The organism is Erythrobacter cryptus DSM 12079 (genome assembly GCF_000422985.1).
GTDB classification, from domain to species: Bacteria; Pseudomonadota; Alphaproteobacteria; order Sphingomonadales; family Sphingomonadaceae; genus Erythrobacter; species Erythrobacter cryptus.
Window position 1 is genome coordinate 137,075 of sequence record NZ_AUHC01000009.1, and the last position, 15,221, is coordinate 152,295.

The 15,221-nt window shown below is 69.1% G+C and carries 13 protein-coding genes, 3 tRNA genes and 2 pseudogenes; 13 read left to right on the forward strand and 5 right to left on the reverse strand.

What is annotated here, in order from left to right:
* Window positions 1–34 precede the first annotated feature (34 nt).
* A complete protein-coding gene (gene yajC / locus G524_RS0107475) occupies window positions 35–364 on the reverse strand; it encodes a preprotein translocase subunit YajC (RefSeq protein WP_027443163.1) in 330 nt (109 codons plus the stop codon).
* 210 nt (window positions 365–574) lie between these two features.
* On the opposite strand from yajC, the gene G524_RS0107480 reads away from it, so the two are divergent.
* A tRNA-Pro gene (locus tag G524_RS0107480) sits at window positions 575–651 on the forward strand.
* A gap of 117 nt (window positions 652–768) precedes the next feature.
* Window positions 769–1,773 carry an XdhC family protein gene (locus tag G524_RS0107485; RefSeq protein WP_027443164.1) on the forward strand — a complete coding sequence of 335 codons (1,005 nt, stop codon included), beginning with the start codon at window positions 769–771 and terminating at the stop codon, window positions 1,771–1,773.
* Window positions 1,774–1,802: 29 nt separating this feature from the next.
* On the opposite strand, the pseudogene G524_RS17195 reads toward G524_RS0107485, so the two are convergent.
* The 3 genes and pseudogenes from G524_RS17195 to G524_RS0107500 all read right to left on the reverse strand — a co-directional run.
* A pseudogene (locus G524_RS17195) lies at window positions 1,803–2,297 on the reverse strand (nucleotidyltransferase family protein); the annotation flags it as partial.
* A complete protein-coding gene (locus G524_RS0107495; protein ID WP_036857609.1) occupies window positions 2,294–4,573 on the reverse strand; it encodes a xanthine dehydrogenase family protein molybdopterin-binding subunit in 2,280 nt (759 codons plus the stop codon). The gene G524_RS0107495 and the pseudogene G524_RS17195, both read right to left, overlap by 4 nt.
* Window positions 4,573–5,076: a (2Fe-2S)-binding protein gene (locus tag G524_RS0107500; protein WP_027443166.1), complete on the reverse strand. Its 504-nt coding sequence runs from the start codon at window positions 5,074–5,076 to the stop codon at window positions 4,573–4,575. Before G524_RS0107500 ends, G524_RS0107495 begins: the two co-directional genes overlap by 1 nt.
* Before the next feature lie 165 nt (window positions 5,077–5,241).
* Here G524_RS0107500 and G524_RS0107505 point away from each other — a divergent pair, with 165 nt between their 5' ends.
* The 6 genes from G524_RS0107505 to G524_RS0107535 all read left to right on the forward strand — a co-directional run bounded on the left by G524_RS0107505 (window position 5,242) and on the right by G524_RS0107535 (window position 10,785).
* On the forward strand, window positions 5,242–6,162 hold the full coding sequence (locus G524_RS0107505; protein WP_051220975.1) for an HpcH/HpaI aldolase/citrate lyase family protein: 921 nt from the start codon (window positions 5,242–5,244) through the stop codon (window positions 6,160–6,162).
* A 70-nt stretch (window positions 6,163–6,232) separates the two neighbouring features.
* Window positions 6,233–6,646 carry a holin family protein gene (locus tag G524_RS0107510; protein WP_027443168.1) on the forward strand — a complete coding sequence of 138 codons (414 nt, stop codon included), beginning with the start codon at window positions 6,233–6,235 and terminating at the stop codon, window positions 6,644–6,646.
* A gap of 217 nt (window positions 6,647–6,863) precedes the next feature.
* Window positions 6,864–7,304 (forward strand): type II 3-dehydroquinate dehydratase, encoded by a 441-nt coding sequence (locus tag G524_RS0107515; protein WP_027443169.1) that lies wholly within the window; start codon window positions 6,864–6,866, stop codon window positions 7,302–7,304.
* A gap of 106 nt (window positions 7,305–7,410) precedes the next feature.
* A complete protein-coding gene (gene accB / locus G524_RS0107520) occupies window positions 7,411–7,929 on the forward strand; it encodes an acetyl-CoA carboxylase biotin carboxyl carrier protein (RefSeq protein ID WP_245561323.1) in 519 nt (172 codons plus the stop codon).
* 4 nt (window positions 7,930–7,933) lie between these two features.
* A complete protein-coding gene (accC, locus tag G524_RS0107525; protein WP_027443171.1) occupies window positions 7,934–9,283 on the forward strand; it encodes an acetyl-CoA carboxylase biotin carboxylase subunit in 1,350 nt (449 codons plus the stop codon).
* 191 nt (window positions 9,284–9,474) lie between these two features.
* Complete coding sequence (locus G524_RS0107535; RefSeq protein WP_027443172.1) at window positions 9,475–10,785, forward strand: NAD(P)/FAD-dependent oxidoreductase; 1,311 nt, start codon at window positions 9,475–9,477, stop codon at window positions 10,783–10,785.
* 17 nt (window positions 10,786–10,802) lie between these two features.
* On the opposite strand, the gene G524_RS0107540 is transcribed toward G524_RS0107535, so the two are convergent.
* On the reverse strand, window positions 10,803–11,264 hold the full coding sequence (locus G524_RS0107540) for an Lrp/AsnC family transcriptional regulator (RefSeq protein ID WP_027443173.1): 462 nt from the start codon (window positions 11,262–11,264) through the stop codon (window positions 10,803–10,805).
* Window positions 11,265–11,539: 275 nt separating this feature from the next.
* Here G524_RS0107540 and G524_RS15265 point away from each other — a divergent pair, with 275 nt between their 5' ends.
* The 5 genes and pseudogenes from G524_RS15265 to G524_RS16590 form a co-directional block, all read left to right on the forward strand.
* A complete protein-coding gene (locus tag G524_RS15265) occupies window positions 11,540–13,357 on the forward strand; it encodes a histidine kinase dimerization/phospho-acceptor domain-containing protein (protein WP_084625098.1) in 1,818 nt (605 codons plus the stop codon).
* Between the two features lie 27 nt (window positions 13,358–13,384).
* On the forward strand, window positions 13,385–14,386 hold the full coding sequence (locus tag G524_RS0107550; RefSeq protein ID WP_027443174.1) for a polysaccharide deacetylase family protein: 1,002 nt from the start codon (window positions 13,385–13,387) through the stop codon (window positions 14,384–14,386).
* A gap of 76 nt (window positions 14,387–14,462) precedes the next feature.
* Window positions 14,463–14,535, forward strand: a tRNA-Ile gene (locus G524_RS0107555).
* Between the two features lie 58 nt (window positions 14,536–14,593).
* Window positions 14,594–14,670: transfer RNA gene (locus tag G524_RS0107560), tRNA-Pro, on the forward strand.
* A 104-nt stretch (window positions 14,671–14,774) separates the two neighbouring features.
* A pseudogene (locus tag G524_RS16590) lies at window positions 14,775–15,221 on the forward strand (IS3 family transposase); the annotation flags it as partial.

Sequence of the window (15,221 nt, forward strand, 5' to 3'; positions counted from 1 at the left end):
CGGGGAGCGGCGCGGGAAGCGGCGCGGGGCCGCATCAATCGTTGGCCGGCGTGCCGCCCGGCGGGATGATATCGCCGATCGTCGCCTTGACCGCCCGCACCCGGACGTTGGGACCAAGATCAAGCTCGACATAGGTGTCATCGACCTTGACCACCTTGCCCACGAGACCCCCGGCGGTGATCACCTGATCGCCCTTCTTCATCGCCGCGATCTTGGCCTGGTGCTCCTTCTGCCGCTTCATCTGCGGCCGGATGATGAGGAACCAGAAGATCGCGATCATGCCGATGATCGGCAGGAAGCTGATCCACGCGGGCGGCGCGGCGGCGGCACCGGCCGGGGCGGCGGCAAGAAGATCGAAAGTCATAAGCTATGAGGCCCGTCAGATCCCGTGTGAAGTGGCCGGGCATGGTGCCCGCAGCCGTTCAAGTAGGCGCGCCTAGCAGCATTGGCGCCGCGCCGCAATCGCACCAAGCCGGCGCACCGGCCACACGGGGCCAGCCGCGTGTTGCCAGCGGCTCGCCAAACCACCTTGCCAGCCTGTGGCGAGCGCCCTATAGGCGCCGCTCCACTGGCGCGGGACGTAGCGCAGCCTGGTAGCGCATCACACTGGGGGTGTGGGGGTCGCTGGTTCGAATCCAGTCGTCCCGACCAGTGGTCTTCCCTCAAATTGCAGCCTCCGGCGCCGCCCGCAGCGGGCGGCGATTGCGCCGGCGCACGGGGCTGGCTAGGCTGGCGGCACCAACCTCTCATGAAGGCCCACCCCCAGGCATGACCCGTTGGCGCCTTGCCGCCCCGATCGAGGATATCCGCGAAGCGCTGCTGGCGCTGCCCGCGCTGCCGCCGCGCTTTGCCATCGCCACGCTGGTCGAGGTCGATGGCTCGGCCCCGCGCGAGGTGGGCGCGCAGATGCTGATCACTGAGGAGGCGCATTGGGGCTTCCTGTCGGGCGGCTGCATCGAGGAGGATGTTGCCCGCCATGCCCGCGCCGCGATGGCCTTAGGGAAGCCGCGGCTGCTGCGCTATGGCGAGGGCAGCCCGTGGATCGACATCCGGCTTGCCTGCGGATCGGGAATCAGCGTGCTGGTCGAGCCGGTGGCGGGGGATGAGGCAGCGCTTGCCACCCTCATCGCGGCACGCGCCGCGCGCCAGGCCCTGGTGTGGTGCAGCGATGGCCACACGCGCACGGCCGCCCCCTGCGCCGCGCCCCCGCCCGATGGCTGGGACGGTGCGCGCTACACCCGGGCCTTTCTGCCGCCGCTGCGGCTGGTGCTGGTGGGGGATGACGGTGCGACGCTCGCGGCGCTGGGGCTGGCGCGTGAGCTAGGCTGGGAGGTGGCGCTGATCGCCCCCGGCGGGCCGGCCGAGCCGCCCTGCCCCGGAATTTCCTATCACACCGGCGCGCCGGCAGCGGCGCTGGACGCGATCGGGATCGACCGCTGGAGCGCGATTGCCGTGCTCACGCACGACCGCGAAGATGACGAGCGGGGCCTTGCCGCTGCGCTCGCAAGCGAGGCCTGCTATGTCGGCGCGATCGGCGCGCGGGCCCGGCTCGCAGCAAGGCTGGAACGGCTGCGCGGTCATGGGGTGAGCGCGGCGGCGCTGGCGCGGCTCCACGCCCCGATCGGGCTTCAAGGCTTCGGCAAGGGCCCACGCGCGGTGGCGCTCTCGCTGGTGGCCGAGGTGGCGCAGGTCTTCCACGCCGCCGTGAGCGCCGCAAGATCGGCTGGGGTGTCGATGTCGAGCAGCGCGCCCCGATCTGCGGTGTCGAGGTAGGCCACGGCCAAGCCCCGCGCCGCGAGCAGCGCGCTTGCCCCCTGATCGCCCTTGAGCGCCAACAGGTCGGCAAAGGCCGCCCGGGTGAAGGCCACCGGGTGGCCGGGGCGGCCCATGCAGCGCGCCCGCGCGGCATAGCCCGACGCCTCGGCCGCAGCGACGAGATCCTCGCACAGCGCCACCGGCACCAGCGGCATGTCACCCAGAAACAGGCATGCCCCGCGCGCGTCTGGTGACAGCGCCGCCACCCCGGCGCGCAGGCTCGCGGCCATGCCTTCGGCCCAGTCGGGCGCGGCGATGATGCGCAGATCGATGCCCGCAAGCGCCGCCTTGATCCGGTCATGCGCGGCCCCGGTGATGCACACCACCTCGCCAAACCCGGCATCGGCGACACGCGCGGCGAGGCGCCGGATCACCGGGGCGCCCGCAAGGTCGGCGAGCAGCTTGTCCCCCGGCGCCGCCCCGGCAAAGCGCCGCCCTGCCCCGCCGGCAAGGATCAGCGCCGCCCAGCCGGCGAGGCTCAAGCCTTCGCCTGCGCCAGCACCGGCAGCGTGCGGATGCGCTTGCCCGTGAGCGCTGCCAGCGCATTGACGAGTGCCGGGCTGGCAGGCGGCAGGCCCGGCTCGCCGATCCCCCCGGTCTTGGCGCCGCTGTCGATGAAATGCACATCGACCACCGGCGGCGCGTCGGCGAGCTTGAGGATCGGGTAATCGGTGAAATTTCTCTCCACCACCGCGCCCTTCTCGAGCGTCACCTGCTCGCCCATCGCCGAGGAAAGGCCCATGATCAGCCCGCCCATTATCTGCGCCTCGGCATTCAAGGGGTTGATCGTGGTCCCGCAATCGACCACGGCCCAGGCGCGCAGCACCTTGGGGGTGCCATCCTCCTTGAGCGCCGCCTCGACCACCTCGGCAACGATGGTGCCGAAGCTCTCGACAATGGCAATGCCGCGCCCCACGCCCGCAGGAAGCGGCGTGCCCCAGCTAGCGCGGCGGGCGACTTCATCGAGCACCTTCACATGGCGCGAGCCCTCGGGCAGGTGCTTGCGGCGGAAGCGGTAGGGATCTTCGCCCGCCGCCGCGGCGAGTTCGTCGATGAAGCTCTCGGTGTAAAAGCCCAGCTGCGTCGCGTTGACCGAGCGCCACGGCCCATCGATCTGGTTCGATCGATAGGCAAAGTGCCGCCGCGAGACCGCCGGAAGATCATAGATGAAAGGCACCTCGCCCTCGGCGCTGCCGCTCTGGACATAGTCGATCCGCATCGCGGTGATGCGCCCGTCCTTGACCGCACCGGTGAGCAGCGCCGAGGATTGCGGGCGATAGGTGCCGTGGCGCAGCTCCTCTTCGCGGCTCCAGATCAGCTTGACCGGATAGGGCACCTGCATTGCCAGCACCGCCACCTGATCGATGATCTCGACCAGATCGGGAAAGCGCCGGCCGAAGCCGCCGCCCATGATCATCGGGGTGAAGACCACGTCCTCGACCGCAAGGCCCGCGGCCTTGGCCGCGCGGGTGCGGGTGCTCAGCGGGTCCTGCAATCCGCCCCACAGATGAAGCTTGCCGTCCTTGAAATGGCCGGTGAGCGCGAAAGGCTCCATCATCGCGTGGTGGAGAAAGGGCACGCGGTATTCGGCCTCGATGCGCCGCGCTCCCGCCGCGCTCAGCGCCGCTTCGACATCGCCGCTGCCGCTCTCGTTGTCGGGCTTCTGCGCGCTCTGGCGCAGGCGCGCCTGGGCGGCATAGATCGCCGCGGTCGAGATCGCCCCGTGGCCGCCATCGCTCCAGGTGGGCGCAAGCGCCTCGAGCCCCTTTCTCGCCTGCCAATAACCCTTGCCGACAACGATCACCGCGTCATCGAGCCTGACCACCTTCTCGACACCCTTGACCGCCAGCGCCGGGGCCTCATCGAGGCTTTCGAGCTTGCCGCCGCGCACCGGGGCCATGGCGATGGTGGCAACGCGCATGCCGGGGAGGGTAAAGTCGATACCATAGACCGCACTGCCATCGACCTTGGCGGGAATGTCGCGCCGGGGAATTGGCTTGCCGATCAGCTTCCACTGCGCGCGGGTCTTGAGCACCGGATCGCTTGAAAGCGGGCGCTGCGCCGCGCCTGCCGCCAGCTCGCCATAGCGCAGCGACCTGCCGGATGGGGCGTGGGTCACGCGCGAATCGCCCGTGGCAAGCTCGCGCTCCGGCACGCCCAGCCGTTGGGCTGCTTCGGCCACCAGCGCCGCGCGCACCGCCGCGCCGGTCTTGCGCATCGCCACTTCGCCAGTGAAGCGGATCGCCGAGGAGCCGCCGGTGATCTGCAGCGGCATCGCGCGCGCCATCATCCCGATCACCGCATCGGGGATGAGACCGGCGACGGTCTCGCCCACCATCAAAGGCAGGAAACCCTTGGCAAGCGCCGCATTGGCAAAGGCCAGATCGGCCGGGGCCTGCTCCACCGTAACCTTGTCCCACGCCGCATCGAGTTCATCGGCGAGCATCTGGCCCAGCGCGGTGTGCGAACCCTGGCCGAAATCGATGTGCGGCGAATAGATGGTGACACTGTCATCCTCGGCGATCTTGACCCAGGCAGCAAAGGCGTGCTCGCCCTTGCCCTCGACCAGCGCCTTGGCCTTGCTGCGGGCGCTGCTGTCGGCCCACCACAGGGCAAAGACGCCGCCGCCGGCGACGAGCGCGGTGCCGGCAAGAAACAGGCGCCGCTTGATGCCCTTGCGCGTCGGCGGAGTTTCCGACCGCTCAGGCGCGGCCGGGGTTTGCGGATAATCAAGCTCGGGCTGGGGGTTGTCGGCCATCAGGCGTCTCCCTGCTCGGCGGGGACGGAAGCGGCGGTGGCCGCAGCGGCAGCCCCGGTCGCAGCGCGGATCGCGGCGCGGATGCGCGGATAGGTGCCGCAGCGGCAGATATTGGTCATGGCTGCATCGATCTCGGCATCGCTCGGCGTCCCCACCTGTTCGATCAGGGCGACGGCGGCCATGATCTGGCCCGATTGGCAATAGCCGCATTGCGGCACCTGCGCGGCGATCCACGCCTGTTGCACCTTGTGCAGCGTGCCATCGGCGGCCTTCAGCCCCTCGATCGTGCGCACCGCCTTGCCGGCTGCCTCGCCCACCGGCAAGCTGCACGACCGCACCAGCGCCCCATCAACCTGCACCGAGCAGGCCCCGCAGGCCGCCACGCCGCAGCCGAACTTGGTGCCGGTCAACCCCAGCTCCTCGCGCAGCACCCACAGCAGCGGCGTGTCCTCCTCCACCGTGACGCTGACCGGCTGGCCGTTGACCGTAAACGCGATTGCCACGTGAGGCTCTCCCCGGCTGATTGAAACCGGTCTCGCATAGCAACCGGAAGCCCGGCCCGCCATGGGAAAGATGGCGCAAGGCGGCACCCCCTTGCGCCCTGTTGCGCATGGCCTTGCCGGCGGGCGGCAGGCTTTCTAAGCGCAGGGGCAAGAGAGGAACCCAGCATGGCCACCGCATCCACCCCGCCCCGCCCGCTGCCTGGCAGAAGGCGCTCCTGGCTGTTCGCCCCGGGCGACAGCGAGAGGAAGATCGCCAAGGCGATTGCCGGCCCGGCAGACATCGTGCTGCTTGACCTTGAGGATTCGGTCGCGCCCGAGCGCAAGGCGGCCGCGCGCCAGCTGGTGGCGGCCGAGCTTGGCGCGCGCGCGGTGGAGGCGCGAGCGCGGCTGTGGGTGAGGATCAACCCGCTCGCCACCCCGGATTGCCTTGCCGATCTGGTGGCGGTGATCCCTGAGCGCCCCGGCGGGGTGCTGCTGCCCAAGGCCGAGGGCGCTGCCGACATCACCCGCCTGCACCATTACCTCTCGGCGCTCGAGGCGGCGAGCGGCCTTGCCGCGGGCAGCACCGCGATCGCCGCGCTCGTCACCGAGACCGCCGCGGCAATGTTCCGCACTGGGGAATATGCCGGCAATTATCCGGGGCGCGAGCGGCTGGTGGCGCTGACCTGGGGGGCGGAGGATCTTTCCGCCGCGCTCGGCGCGCGCCAACAGCGAGGGGATGATGGGGAATATGCCCACACCTACGAGATGGCGCGTAGCCTGTGTCTGATCGGCGCCGCGGCTGCCGGGGTGCCGGCGATCGAGACGGTGCAGCCCGAGTTCCGCGACACGCAGGCGCTCGAGCGCCGCGCGCGGGCGGTGCGGGCCGCGGGCTTTGCCGGGATGCTGGCGATCCACCCGGCGCAGGTCGAGCCGATCAATGCCGCCTTCACCCCCAGCCCCGAGGAACTGGCCCACGCCCGGGCGGTGGTGGAGGCCTTTGCCGCCCAGCCCGGGGCCGGGGTGGTGGCGCTCGATGGCGCCATGCTCGATCGCCCGCACCTCATGCTGGCCCGGCGGCTGCTGGCCGAGGCAGGCGAGGAATAGGATAAAATATTTTCCTACACGAACCAAAATGGTGAAATTGGGCGCGACTCATCGAGAGCGGAGCGCGCCCATGGCCCTTATCGAAACCCTGATCGGCCCGATCGCGGCGATCATCGACAAGATCATCCCCGACAAGGAAGCCCGCGAGCGGGCCAAGCTCGAGCTGATCGCGCTCGAGGGCACGCAGGAGCTGAAGCTGATCGAGGCCCGGCTCCAGGCTATCGTGGCCGAGGCCAATTCCGCCGATCCCTGGACCAGCCGCGCCCGGCCGAGCTTTCTTTACGTCATGTATGTGCTGCTGCTCACCGCCCTGCCGATGGGGGTGCTCTCGGCCTTCAGCCCGGCGACCGCGCGCGACATTGCAGCGGGCATGAACGCCTATCTGGCGGGCCTGCCCGAGCCGCTCTACGCGCTCTTTGGCACGGGCTACCTCGGCTACACCGCCGCGCGCCAATGGGGCAAGGTCAAGGGCGTGGATCGCTGAGGCTGAAACGCAGGCGCACCTAACAGCATTTGTCACGGGCCTTCGCGCGCGTCTTGGCCTAAAAATGCGCCTGCGACCCAAGGAGCCATGTGGTTCCACACCTCACGCCCTCGCCTTCGGGCGGGGGCATTTTTTCGCGTCGCTTACCCTGTGGAAGACCTGCCGCGCAGCACCCCGCGCTTGCCCGGCGCATGGCCTCGGGACTAAGCGGGCGGGCATGAGCAACCTTGTCTATGTCCTCAACGGCCCCAACCTCAACCTTCTGGGCCTGCGCGAGCCGGAGATCTACGGCACCACCACGCTCGACGAGATCGCCGGGATGCTGGAAGACCGCGCCCGCGAGTTGGGGCTGGAAATCGACATGCGCCAGACCAACCATGAAGGGATGCTGGTGGACTGGCTGCACGAAGCGCAAGGCCAAGGCGCGCGTGCGGTGCTGCTGAACGCTGCGGCCTACACCCATACCTCGATTGCCCTGCTCGATGCGTGTCGGGCGATCACGACGCCGGTGATCGAGGTGCATCTGTCCAATCCCAAGACCCGCGAGCCCTTCCGCCACCTGTCCTATGTCGGCATGGGCGTGGCGCTGACGGTCGAGGGCCACGGCGCCCAATCCTACCTGATCGCGCTCGAAGCCGTAGCGGCAGGCAAGGTGTAAAAATCGCGCGCGCCTTTCACAAATTGCATCCTTGCCACTTGCCAGCCGCAATTGCCAGCAATAGTCCCCGCCGCTTCACGGTCGCATGAAAGAGCAAGGGGCACACATGGCAAACGAGGCTGGCGAAGGCAGCAAGGCAGGCGGGCGCAAGGGGGGCATGAACATCGACACCGCGCTGGTGCGCGAGCTTGCCGAACTGCTCAACGAGACCGGTCTCACCGAGATCGAGGTCGAGGATGACGACCGCAAGATCCGGGTCTCGCGCGGGGGCGTTGCTGCCGCTCCCGCACCGGCCTACGCTCCCGCGCCCGCGCCGCTTGCCGCCGCGCCCGCTCCCGCGGCCACAACCCCGGCCCCGGTCGAGACCGCCGCGCCCTCCGGCGCGGAGCTTGGCAATGCGGTCAAATCGCCGATGGTCGGCACCTGCTATCTTGCCCCCGAGCCGGGAGCCGCGCCTTTCGTCACGGTCGGCCAGGCGGTGAAGGAAGGCGATACCCTGCTGATCGTCGAGGCGATGAAGGTGATGAACCCGATCACCGCGCCCCGATCGGGCACGGTCAGCGCCATCCTGGTGGAGAACGCCCAGCCGGTCGAGTTCGATCAGCCGCTGGTGGTGATCGCGTAATCCCATGGGCATCAAGCGTATCCTGATCGCCAACCGCGGCGAGATCGCGCTGCGCATCCACCGCGCTGCGCACGAGATGGGGATCGAGACCGTGGCGGTGCATTCCACCGCCGATGCCGATGCCATGCATGTGCGGCTCGCCGATCATGCGGTGTGCATCGGCCCGCCGCCTGCGGCCGAGAGCTATCTCAACATCGCCAACATCATCTCTGCCGCCGAGATCGCCCAGTGCGATGCGATCCACCCCGGCTATGGCTTCCTTTCGGAGAATGCCAAGTTCGCCGAGATCGTCGAGGCGCACGAGATCATCTGGATCGGCCCCAAGCCCGAGCATATCCGCACCATGGGAGACAAGGTCGAGGCCAAGCGCACCGCAGGGGCGCTCGGCCTGCCGCTGGTGCCGGGCAGCGACGGGGCGGTTTCCGACTTCGACGAGGCGCGCAAGATTGCCGCCGACATCGGCTATCCGGTGATCATCAAGGCCGCGGCCGGGGGTGGCGGACGCGGCATGAAGGTGTGCGAGAGCGAGGACAAGCTCGAAACCCTGATGCAGCAGGCCGGCAGCGAGGCCAAGGCGGCCTTTGGCGATGGCACCGTCTATATCGAGAAGTACCTCGCCAATCCGCGCCATATCGAGTTCCAGGTGTTCGGCGATGGCAAGGGCAATGCCATCCATCTTGGCGAGCGCGATTGCTCGCTCCAGCGCCGCCACCAGAAGGTGCTCGAGGAAGCGCCCTCGCCGGTGATCTCGCCCGAGGAACGCCAGCGCATGGGCGAGATCTGCGCCCAGGCGATGCGCGACATGGGCTATCGCGGCGCCGGCACGATCGAGTTCCTGTGGGAGAACGGCCAGTTCTACTTCATCGAGATGAACACCCGCCTGCAGGTCGAACACCCCGTCACCGAGGCAATCACGGGCGTTGATCTGGTGCGCGAGCAGATCCGCATCGCCGAAGGCCGGCCGCTCTCCGTCAAGCAAGAGGAGCTCGCCTTCACCGGCCACGCGATCGAGTGCCGGATCAACGCCGAAGACCCCTTCACCTTCGCCCCCTCGCCCGGCCTCGTAACCTATTATCACGCAGCCGGCGGGATGCATGTGCGGGTGGATAGCGGGCTTTATGCCGGATACCGCATCCCGCCCTATTACGACAGCATGATCGCCAAGCTGATCGTCTATGGCCGCACCCGCGAAGGCTGCATCATGCGCCTGCGCCGCGCGCTAGAGGAAATGGTGGTCGAAGGGGTGAAGACCAATATCCCGCTGCACCAGGAACTGCTGCGCCAGCCCGATGTGCTCAACGGCGACTATTCGATCAAGTGGCTGGAGAAATGGCTCGCCGAGCGCGAGGGCTGAGCCGGCAAGCGCGCAGCCCCGTGTTGCCGGCAGGCGACACAACCTCGCAAAAATGATAGGGGCCGGCCCATGATGGGGGAACCGGCAACGGGATTCGCGGCTTGGGGCTTCGGCGCGGCGCTGGCCCGCGCCCGCTTGCCCGCTGGCCTGGTCGGGCGGGTGGGGGAGCCCGGCAAGGCTGTGGAGGTCGAATGAACCGCAAGACCCAGATCGTTGTCGTCGGCGGGGGCGCGGGCGGGCTGGAGCTGGTGCGCAGGCTGGGCGCCAAATATGGCCGCAAGCGCCACGACATCATCCTTGTCGACAAGAACCTCTCGCACATCTGGAAACCCCTGCTGCACGAGGTGGCGGCTGGCTCGCTCGACGCCAATCTCGACGAGGTGGGCTATCGCGACCATTGCTCGCGCTGGGGCTACCGCTTCTTCCAGGGCAGCCTCGAGAGCATCGACCGCGTGGCGAGGACCATCAGCCTTGCGCCGGTCAAGGACGAGGATGGCAGCGAACTGATCGCCGGCCACACCATCCGCTATGACATCCTGGTGCTGGCGCTAGGCTCGGTCTCCAATGATTTCGGGGTGCCGGGGGTGAAGGAGCATTGCCTCTATCTCGACAGCCGCGAACAGGCCGATCGCTTCCGCACCCGCCTGCTTAACCACTGCCTGCGCGTGAGCCGGGCGATGCTGCGCGATCCGAGCGCCGATGAGCAGGTGCGCGTGGCGATCGTCGGCGGCGGGGCGACGGGGGTGGAACTGGCGGCCGAGCTTTACAACGCCGCTGCGGGCCTCAGACACTATGGCCTCGAGGTGTTCGACGAGAGCCGCCTCCATGTCACCCTGCTCGAGGCCGGCCCGCGCATCCTGCCCGCCCTGCCGGAAAAGCTTGCCGATGCCGCGCGCTTCGAGCTTGAACGGCTCGGGGTTGAAGTGCGCCCGGCCACCCAGGTAGTAGAAGCCCGCCCGCGCCAGCTTATCACCCGCGATGGCGCGGTGATCGAGGCGGATCTGATGGTCTGGGCAGCCGGGGTCAAGGGCGCCGATTTCCTTGCCGGGTTGGGGCTTGAAACCAACGCGCGCAACCAGATCATCGTCACCGACACACTCCAGACCACGGTCGATCCAAACATCTTCGCGCTGGGCGATTGCGCCAGCTACACCCCGCCGGGGGAGGGCAGGCCGGTGCCCCCACGTGCCCAGGCCGCGCACCAGATGGCAGCGGTGGTCTTTGCCAATATCGTGCGGCTGCAACAGGGCCGGCCGCTCAAGCACTTCGTCTATCGCGACAAGGGTTCGCTCGTCTCCTTGAGCCGCTTTTCCACCGTCGGCAGCCTGATGGGCAACCTCATCGGCGGGAGCATGGCGATCGAGGGGCGCCTTGCGCGCTTCATCTACACCTCGCTCTATCGCCTCCACCTCATCGGCATCCACGGCTGGGTGAAGGCGACCTTCCTGATGGCCGTGGGCCGGGTGAACCGTATCGTGCGGCCCAAGCTCAAGCTGCACTGAGACGGGGCAAGCCACCGCTAGAGTGGCACGCCTGGTTCCTGCTTGGCGGTGCGGATGGTGAGCGAGGTCTTGACGCTTTCCACGTTGGGCGCAGGCGTGAGCTTGCCGGTCAGGAACTCCTGGAAGCTCTGCAGATCCTTGCTCACGATCTTGAGGATGAAGTCGATCTCGCCATTGAGCATGTGGCACTCGCGCACTTCGGGCAGGGCCTTCATGTGCTCCTCGAATTCGCGCAGCGCCGCCTCGGCCTGGCTCTTGAGGCTGACCATGGCAAAGACGGTGATGGTAAAGCCGAGCTTGGCCGGATCGAGATCGGCGTGGTAGCCGCGGATCACCCCGTCCTCCTCAAGCCCGCGTACCCGCCTGAGGCAAGGCGGCGCGGTCAGCCCGACACGCTGCGCCAGTTCGACATTGGTTACCCGGCCTTCCGCCTGCAGTTCCGCCAGCAGACGGCGGTCGATCTCGTCCAGATTGGCCACGTGGCACAAGCTCCTGCTGCACCGCGGGCGCGCCGCTTGATGGCCGCCGCGGGCTCGATGATCCCCATGAAACAAGGGGCGCGCCTGATGGCACGCTTCGCTAATATTATTAGCTCTGCCAGCAATTGTCCCGCTTTGCAACGCGGCTGTCGCGCCAGACTGTGACAATTTCCCCATCCTGATAAGACGCGAAGGCTGGCCGGGGCTATGCTGGCCGCCTCGCCGGGCCGCGGCACGTGCGAGTCGGCTCGAGCCGCTGCCGACAGGGAGTGAATGTGCTGTTCGATGATCGCCTTGCCACCGTGCTGCGCCAGCGCGCCACTGGCGAGGCGGGCTTGCGCACCCAGATGCGACAATTGCTCGATCTGCTCGGCCGCGCCCGTGCCGGGGCACAGGGCGATCAGAGCCTGCTGGCGGCGGCCTGGCTGCGGCTCGAGGCGCTGGCCGAAGCGATCCCCGCATCAGAGCGCGCGCGGATGATCCGCGAGCCGGGCTGGCGCCTCGGCAATCCTGCTCTGGTGGCGCACCTTGCCGAACAAGAAAGCGAGGTTGCCGCCGCCGCGCTCTCGCGCGCAAGCCTGTCCGCCGAGGAATGGACCGCGCTGATCCCCGATCTGCCGGTGCGCGCGCGCGGCTTCCTCAGGTTGCGCCGCGATCTGCCGGTCGATGTCGAGGCGCTGCTGGCGCGGCTCGGGGTGCATGATCGCGGCCTGCCCGCCCCCGATCCGGCGCCCGAGGCAAGCCCGCAAGCCGCACCCCCCAGCCCCGCCCTCGCCGCGCCCGGGGCGCGCCCCGACCCGCCGCCGCTCAGGGTGGTCAGCCCCGCCGCGCCCCCTTCACCGCCTCCCGCGCCCACGGCGGCCTCCGGCACCGAGGCACGCACCCGCAGCCGCGAGGAAAGCGGCCGCAGCGAAATCTCCGCGCTGGTCGAACGCATCGCCCAATACCAGCGCACCCGCGGGGAAAGCCGCGCCGAGCTCGAGATCGCCCCGCGCCTGCCACTCGGCGAAGCGCCCGAGCGCAGCCGGCGCGCGCTGCGCAGCTTTGGCTTTGCTGCGGACACCACCGGTCGGATCGAATGGGCGAGCGGCGAGGCCGCGCCGATGGTGATCGGCACGCGCCTGTTCCAACCCCCGCGCCTAGGCGAGGGCGCCACCCCGGAGGCGGGCCTTGCCCGCGCCTTTGCCCGCCGCCAGCCGATCGTGCAGGCGCCGCTCACACTGGTCGGCGCGCCCGCGATCGCCGGGGACTGGCTGGTCGATGCGACGCCGCAATTCAGCGAGGAGGGGCACTTTTCCGGCTATTTCGGGCGGCTGCGCCGCGATCCCGGCCCCGCCAGCGCCCCGCCCCGACCCGAGGTGCGCGAGGCCGACCGCATCCGCCAGCTGCTGCACGAGCTGCGCACCCCCGTCACCGCGGTGCAGGGCTATGCCGAGGTGATCCAGCAGCAGCTGTTCGGCCCGGCCCCGCACGAATACCGCGCCTTGGCGGCAGCGATCGCCGCCGATGCGGCGCGCATCCTTGCCGGTTTCGAAGAACTCGACCGGCTCGCCCGGCTCGAGACCGGGGCGCTGGCGCTCGCGCCCGGGGAGGCCGATCTGGCCGCGCTGGTACGCGCCACCGCCACGCAGCTCGATCCGGTGATTGCCGGGCGCGCGGCGGCGCTGGTGCCGGCCTTCGCGCCCGAGACCGCGCTCCTCGTCGGGATCGATCACGATGATGCCGAAGCGATGGTGTGGCGGCTGCTTGCCAGTCTTGCCGCCGCGGCTGGCGCGGGCGAGCGGCTGTCGCTCAGCCTCGCGCCGCTCATCGGCCCGGGAACGGCCATGGCCCGGCTGGCGTGCACCCTGCCGGCAGCGCTGGCGGGAGAGGAGAACCTCTTTGCCGCCACCGCGCGCAGCGGCGAGAGCGCGGTGAGCCCGGGCCTGTTCGGCACCGGCTTTGCCCTGCGGCTTGCCCGGGCCGAGGCGCGCGCGGCCGGCGGCGCACTGCAGCGCGAGGGCGAATTGTTGGTGCTGCGCCTGCCGCTCTTGACCGAAAGCGGCCTCGTGCCTAGCCCCCAAGCGCAAGGCGCGGAAGGGTCGGGGGTGTGATCCCCCCGCGCTGATGGGGTCTGGGGAATGGCAACCGCATCGATGCTGGCAGCGCCGGGTGCCGAGCGCACCGCCGTCTTTCCGCCCGGCTTCGGGCGGCGGGTGCTGCTGACCGTCGATACCGAGGAGGAGTTCGACTGGAAGGCGCCTTTTCGCCGGGAAGGCTTCGGGCTCAGCCACATCGCCGCGATCCCGCGCTTCCAGGCCTTCTGCGAGCGCATCGGTGCGCATCCGGTCTATCTCGTCGATTGGCCGGTGGTGCATGATCGCGCCGCCATCGAAGTGATCGGCGATGCGGTGCGGCGCGGCACCGCCGAAGTGGGCATCCAGCTTCATCCCTGGGTCAATCCGCCCTTCGAGGAAGAGGTGAGCGAGCACAATTCCTTTGCCGGCAATCTCTCCCCGGCGCTCGAGGCGGCCAAGTTCACCCGCCTGCGCGATGCGATCGAGGCGGCCTTCGGCACCGCCCCGCAGATCTACCGCGCGGGGCGCTACGGGCTGGGGCCGCACACCGCCGAGCTGCTGCTCGCCGCGGGCGTGCGCATCGACACCTCGGTGCGCAGCCTGTTCGATTACAGCCATCAGGGCGGGCCGGACTACAGCCACCATCCGCCGCTGCCCTATTGGGTGGATGATGAGCGCCGCCTGCTCGAACTGCCGGTGACCAGCGTCTATTCGGGCCGCCTCAAGCAGTTCGGGCCGATGCTGCACCGGGTCGAACGGCACCTGCCGACCTTCTACTCGGGCCTGTCGCGCTTCAACCTCATCGAGCGTATCGCGCTCACGCCCGAGGGCGTCTCGGCCGCCGAAGCCCGGCGCGGCATCGACCTCGCGCTTGCCGCCGGCCTGCCGGTGCTGGTGCTCTCGTTCCACAGCCCGACGCTTGCCCCGGGGCACACGCCCTATGCCCCGACGCCAGAGGCGGTGGAGCAGCTCTATGCGTGGTTCGCCGAGGTCTATGCCGCGCTCGCCGAACGCGGGGTGAAAAGCTGCACCGTCGCCGAGGTGATCGCGGCAATCGGCAGCTGAGGCGCGCTCGGCGCTTGTGCGCGGGCACGCTCCGCATTAGGGCAAGGCACTGCCCTGCCCTGCCCGATCCTGCCACGGGCCTGTAGCTCAGCGGTTAGAGCTGGCCGCTCATAACGGCTAGGTCGCGGGTTCGAATCCTGCCGGGCCCACCGGGGCGGGGGGCGGTTGGTAATGCAAGGCCGGCCCCACAGGGCCGGGCGGAAGTGTCGGGGAGTAGCGCAGCCCGGTAGCGCGCCTGCTTTGGGAGCAGGATGTCGCAGGTTCGAATCCTGTCTCCCCGACCACTTTCGGCACTTTAGACCTCCAAATCTCTGGTTTTGCAGGATTTTCCCCAAACTGAGGAAATTGGTTGGGAATCATTGTGCGCGATTGTGCCCCAAATTGTGCCAGGGTGATCTGTTACGAGCCGTCGCGGTCCGATGACGGGGCGCTACGCCAAAGGCTGCGCGAGCTGGCGGCGGAACGTCGTCGGTTCGGTTACCGCCGCCTGGGCTACCTGCTGGCGCGAGAGGGCATCGCCCCCAACCACAAGAATCTGCTGCGCATCTACCGCGAGGAAGGACTGCGCGTGCGGCGCCGTGGCGGCCGGAAGCGGGCGCTGGGCACGCGCAGGCCAATGGTGCTGCCGGATGGTCCGAACCAGCGTCGGAGCCTCGAGTTGGGCGCTGCGCGCCCTTCTCCGCTTCGCTTCGAATCCGTCTCCGACAGCCTGATCTGCGGTCGGCGCTTCCGCATCCTGTGCGTGGTCGATGATTATACGCGGGAGTGCCTGGCGCTGGTGGCCGATACATCGCTGTCCGGTGCTCGGGTAGCGCGGGAACTGACCAGCCTGATG

Bases quoted from the DNA above. Each gene is read 5' to 3' on its own strand.
- yajC (WP_027443163.1), bottom strand. From the start codon at position 364: ATGACTTTCGATCTTCTTGCCGCCGCCCCGGCCGGTGCCGCCGCCGCG.
- G524_RS0107485 (WP_027443164.1), top strand. From the start codon at position 769: ATGACCCGTTGGCGCCTTGCCGCCCCGATCGAGGATATCCGCGAAGCG.
- G524_RS0107495 (WP_036857609.1), bottom strand. From the start codon at position 4,573: ATGGCCGACAACCCCCAGCCCGAGCTTGATTATCCGCAAACCCCGGCC.
- G524_RS0107505 (WP_051220975.1), top strand. From the start codon at position 5,242: ATGGCCACCGCATCCACCCCGCCCCGCCCGCTGCCTGGCAGAAGGCGC.
- G524_RS0107510 (WP_027443168.1), top strand. From the start codon at position 6,233: ATGGCCCTTATCGAAACCCTGATCGGCCCGATCGCGGCGATCATCGAC.
- G524_RS0107515 (WP_027443169.1), top strand. From the start codon at position 6,864: ATGAGCAACCTTGTCTATGTCCTCAACGGCCCCAACCTCAACCTTCTG.
- accB (WP_245561323.1), top strand. From the start codon at position 7,411: ATGGCAAACGAGGCTGGCGAAGGCAGCAAGGCAGGCGGGCGCAAGGGG.
- accC (WP_027443171.1), top strand. From the start codon at position 7,934: ATGGGCATCAAGCGTATCCTGATCGCCAACCGCGGCGAGATCGCGCTG.
- G524_RS0107535 (WP_027443172.1), top strand. From the start codon at position 9,475: ATGAACCGCAAGACCCAGATCGTTGTCGTCGGCGGGGGCGCGGGCGGG.
- G524_RS0107550 (WP_027443174.1), top strand. From the start codon at position 13,385: ATGGCAACCGCATCGATGCTGGCAGCGCCGGGTGCCGAGCGCACCGCC.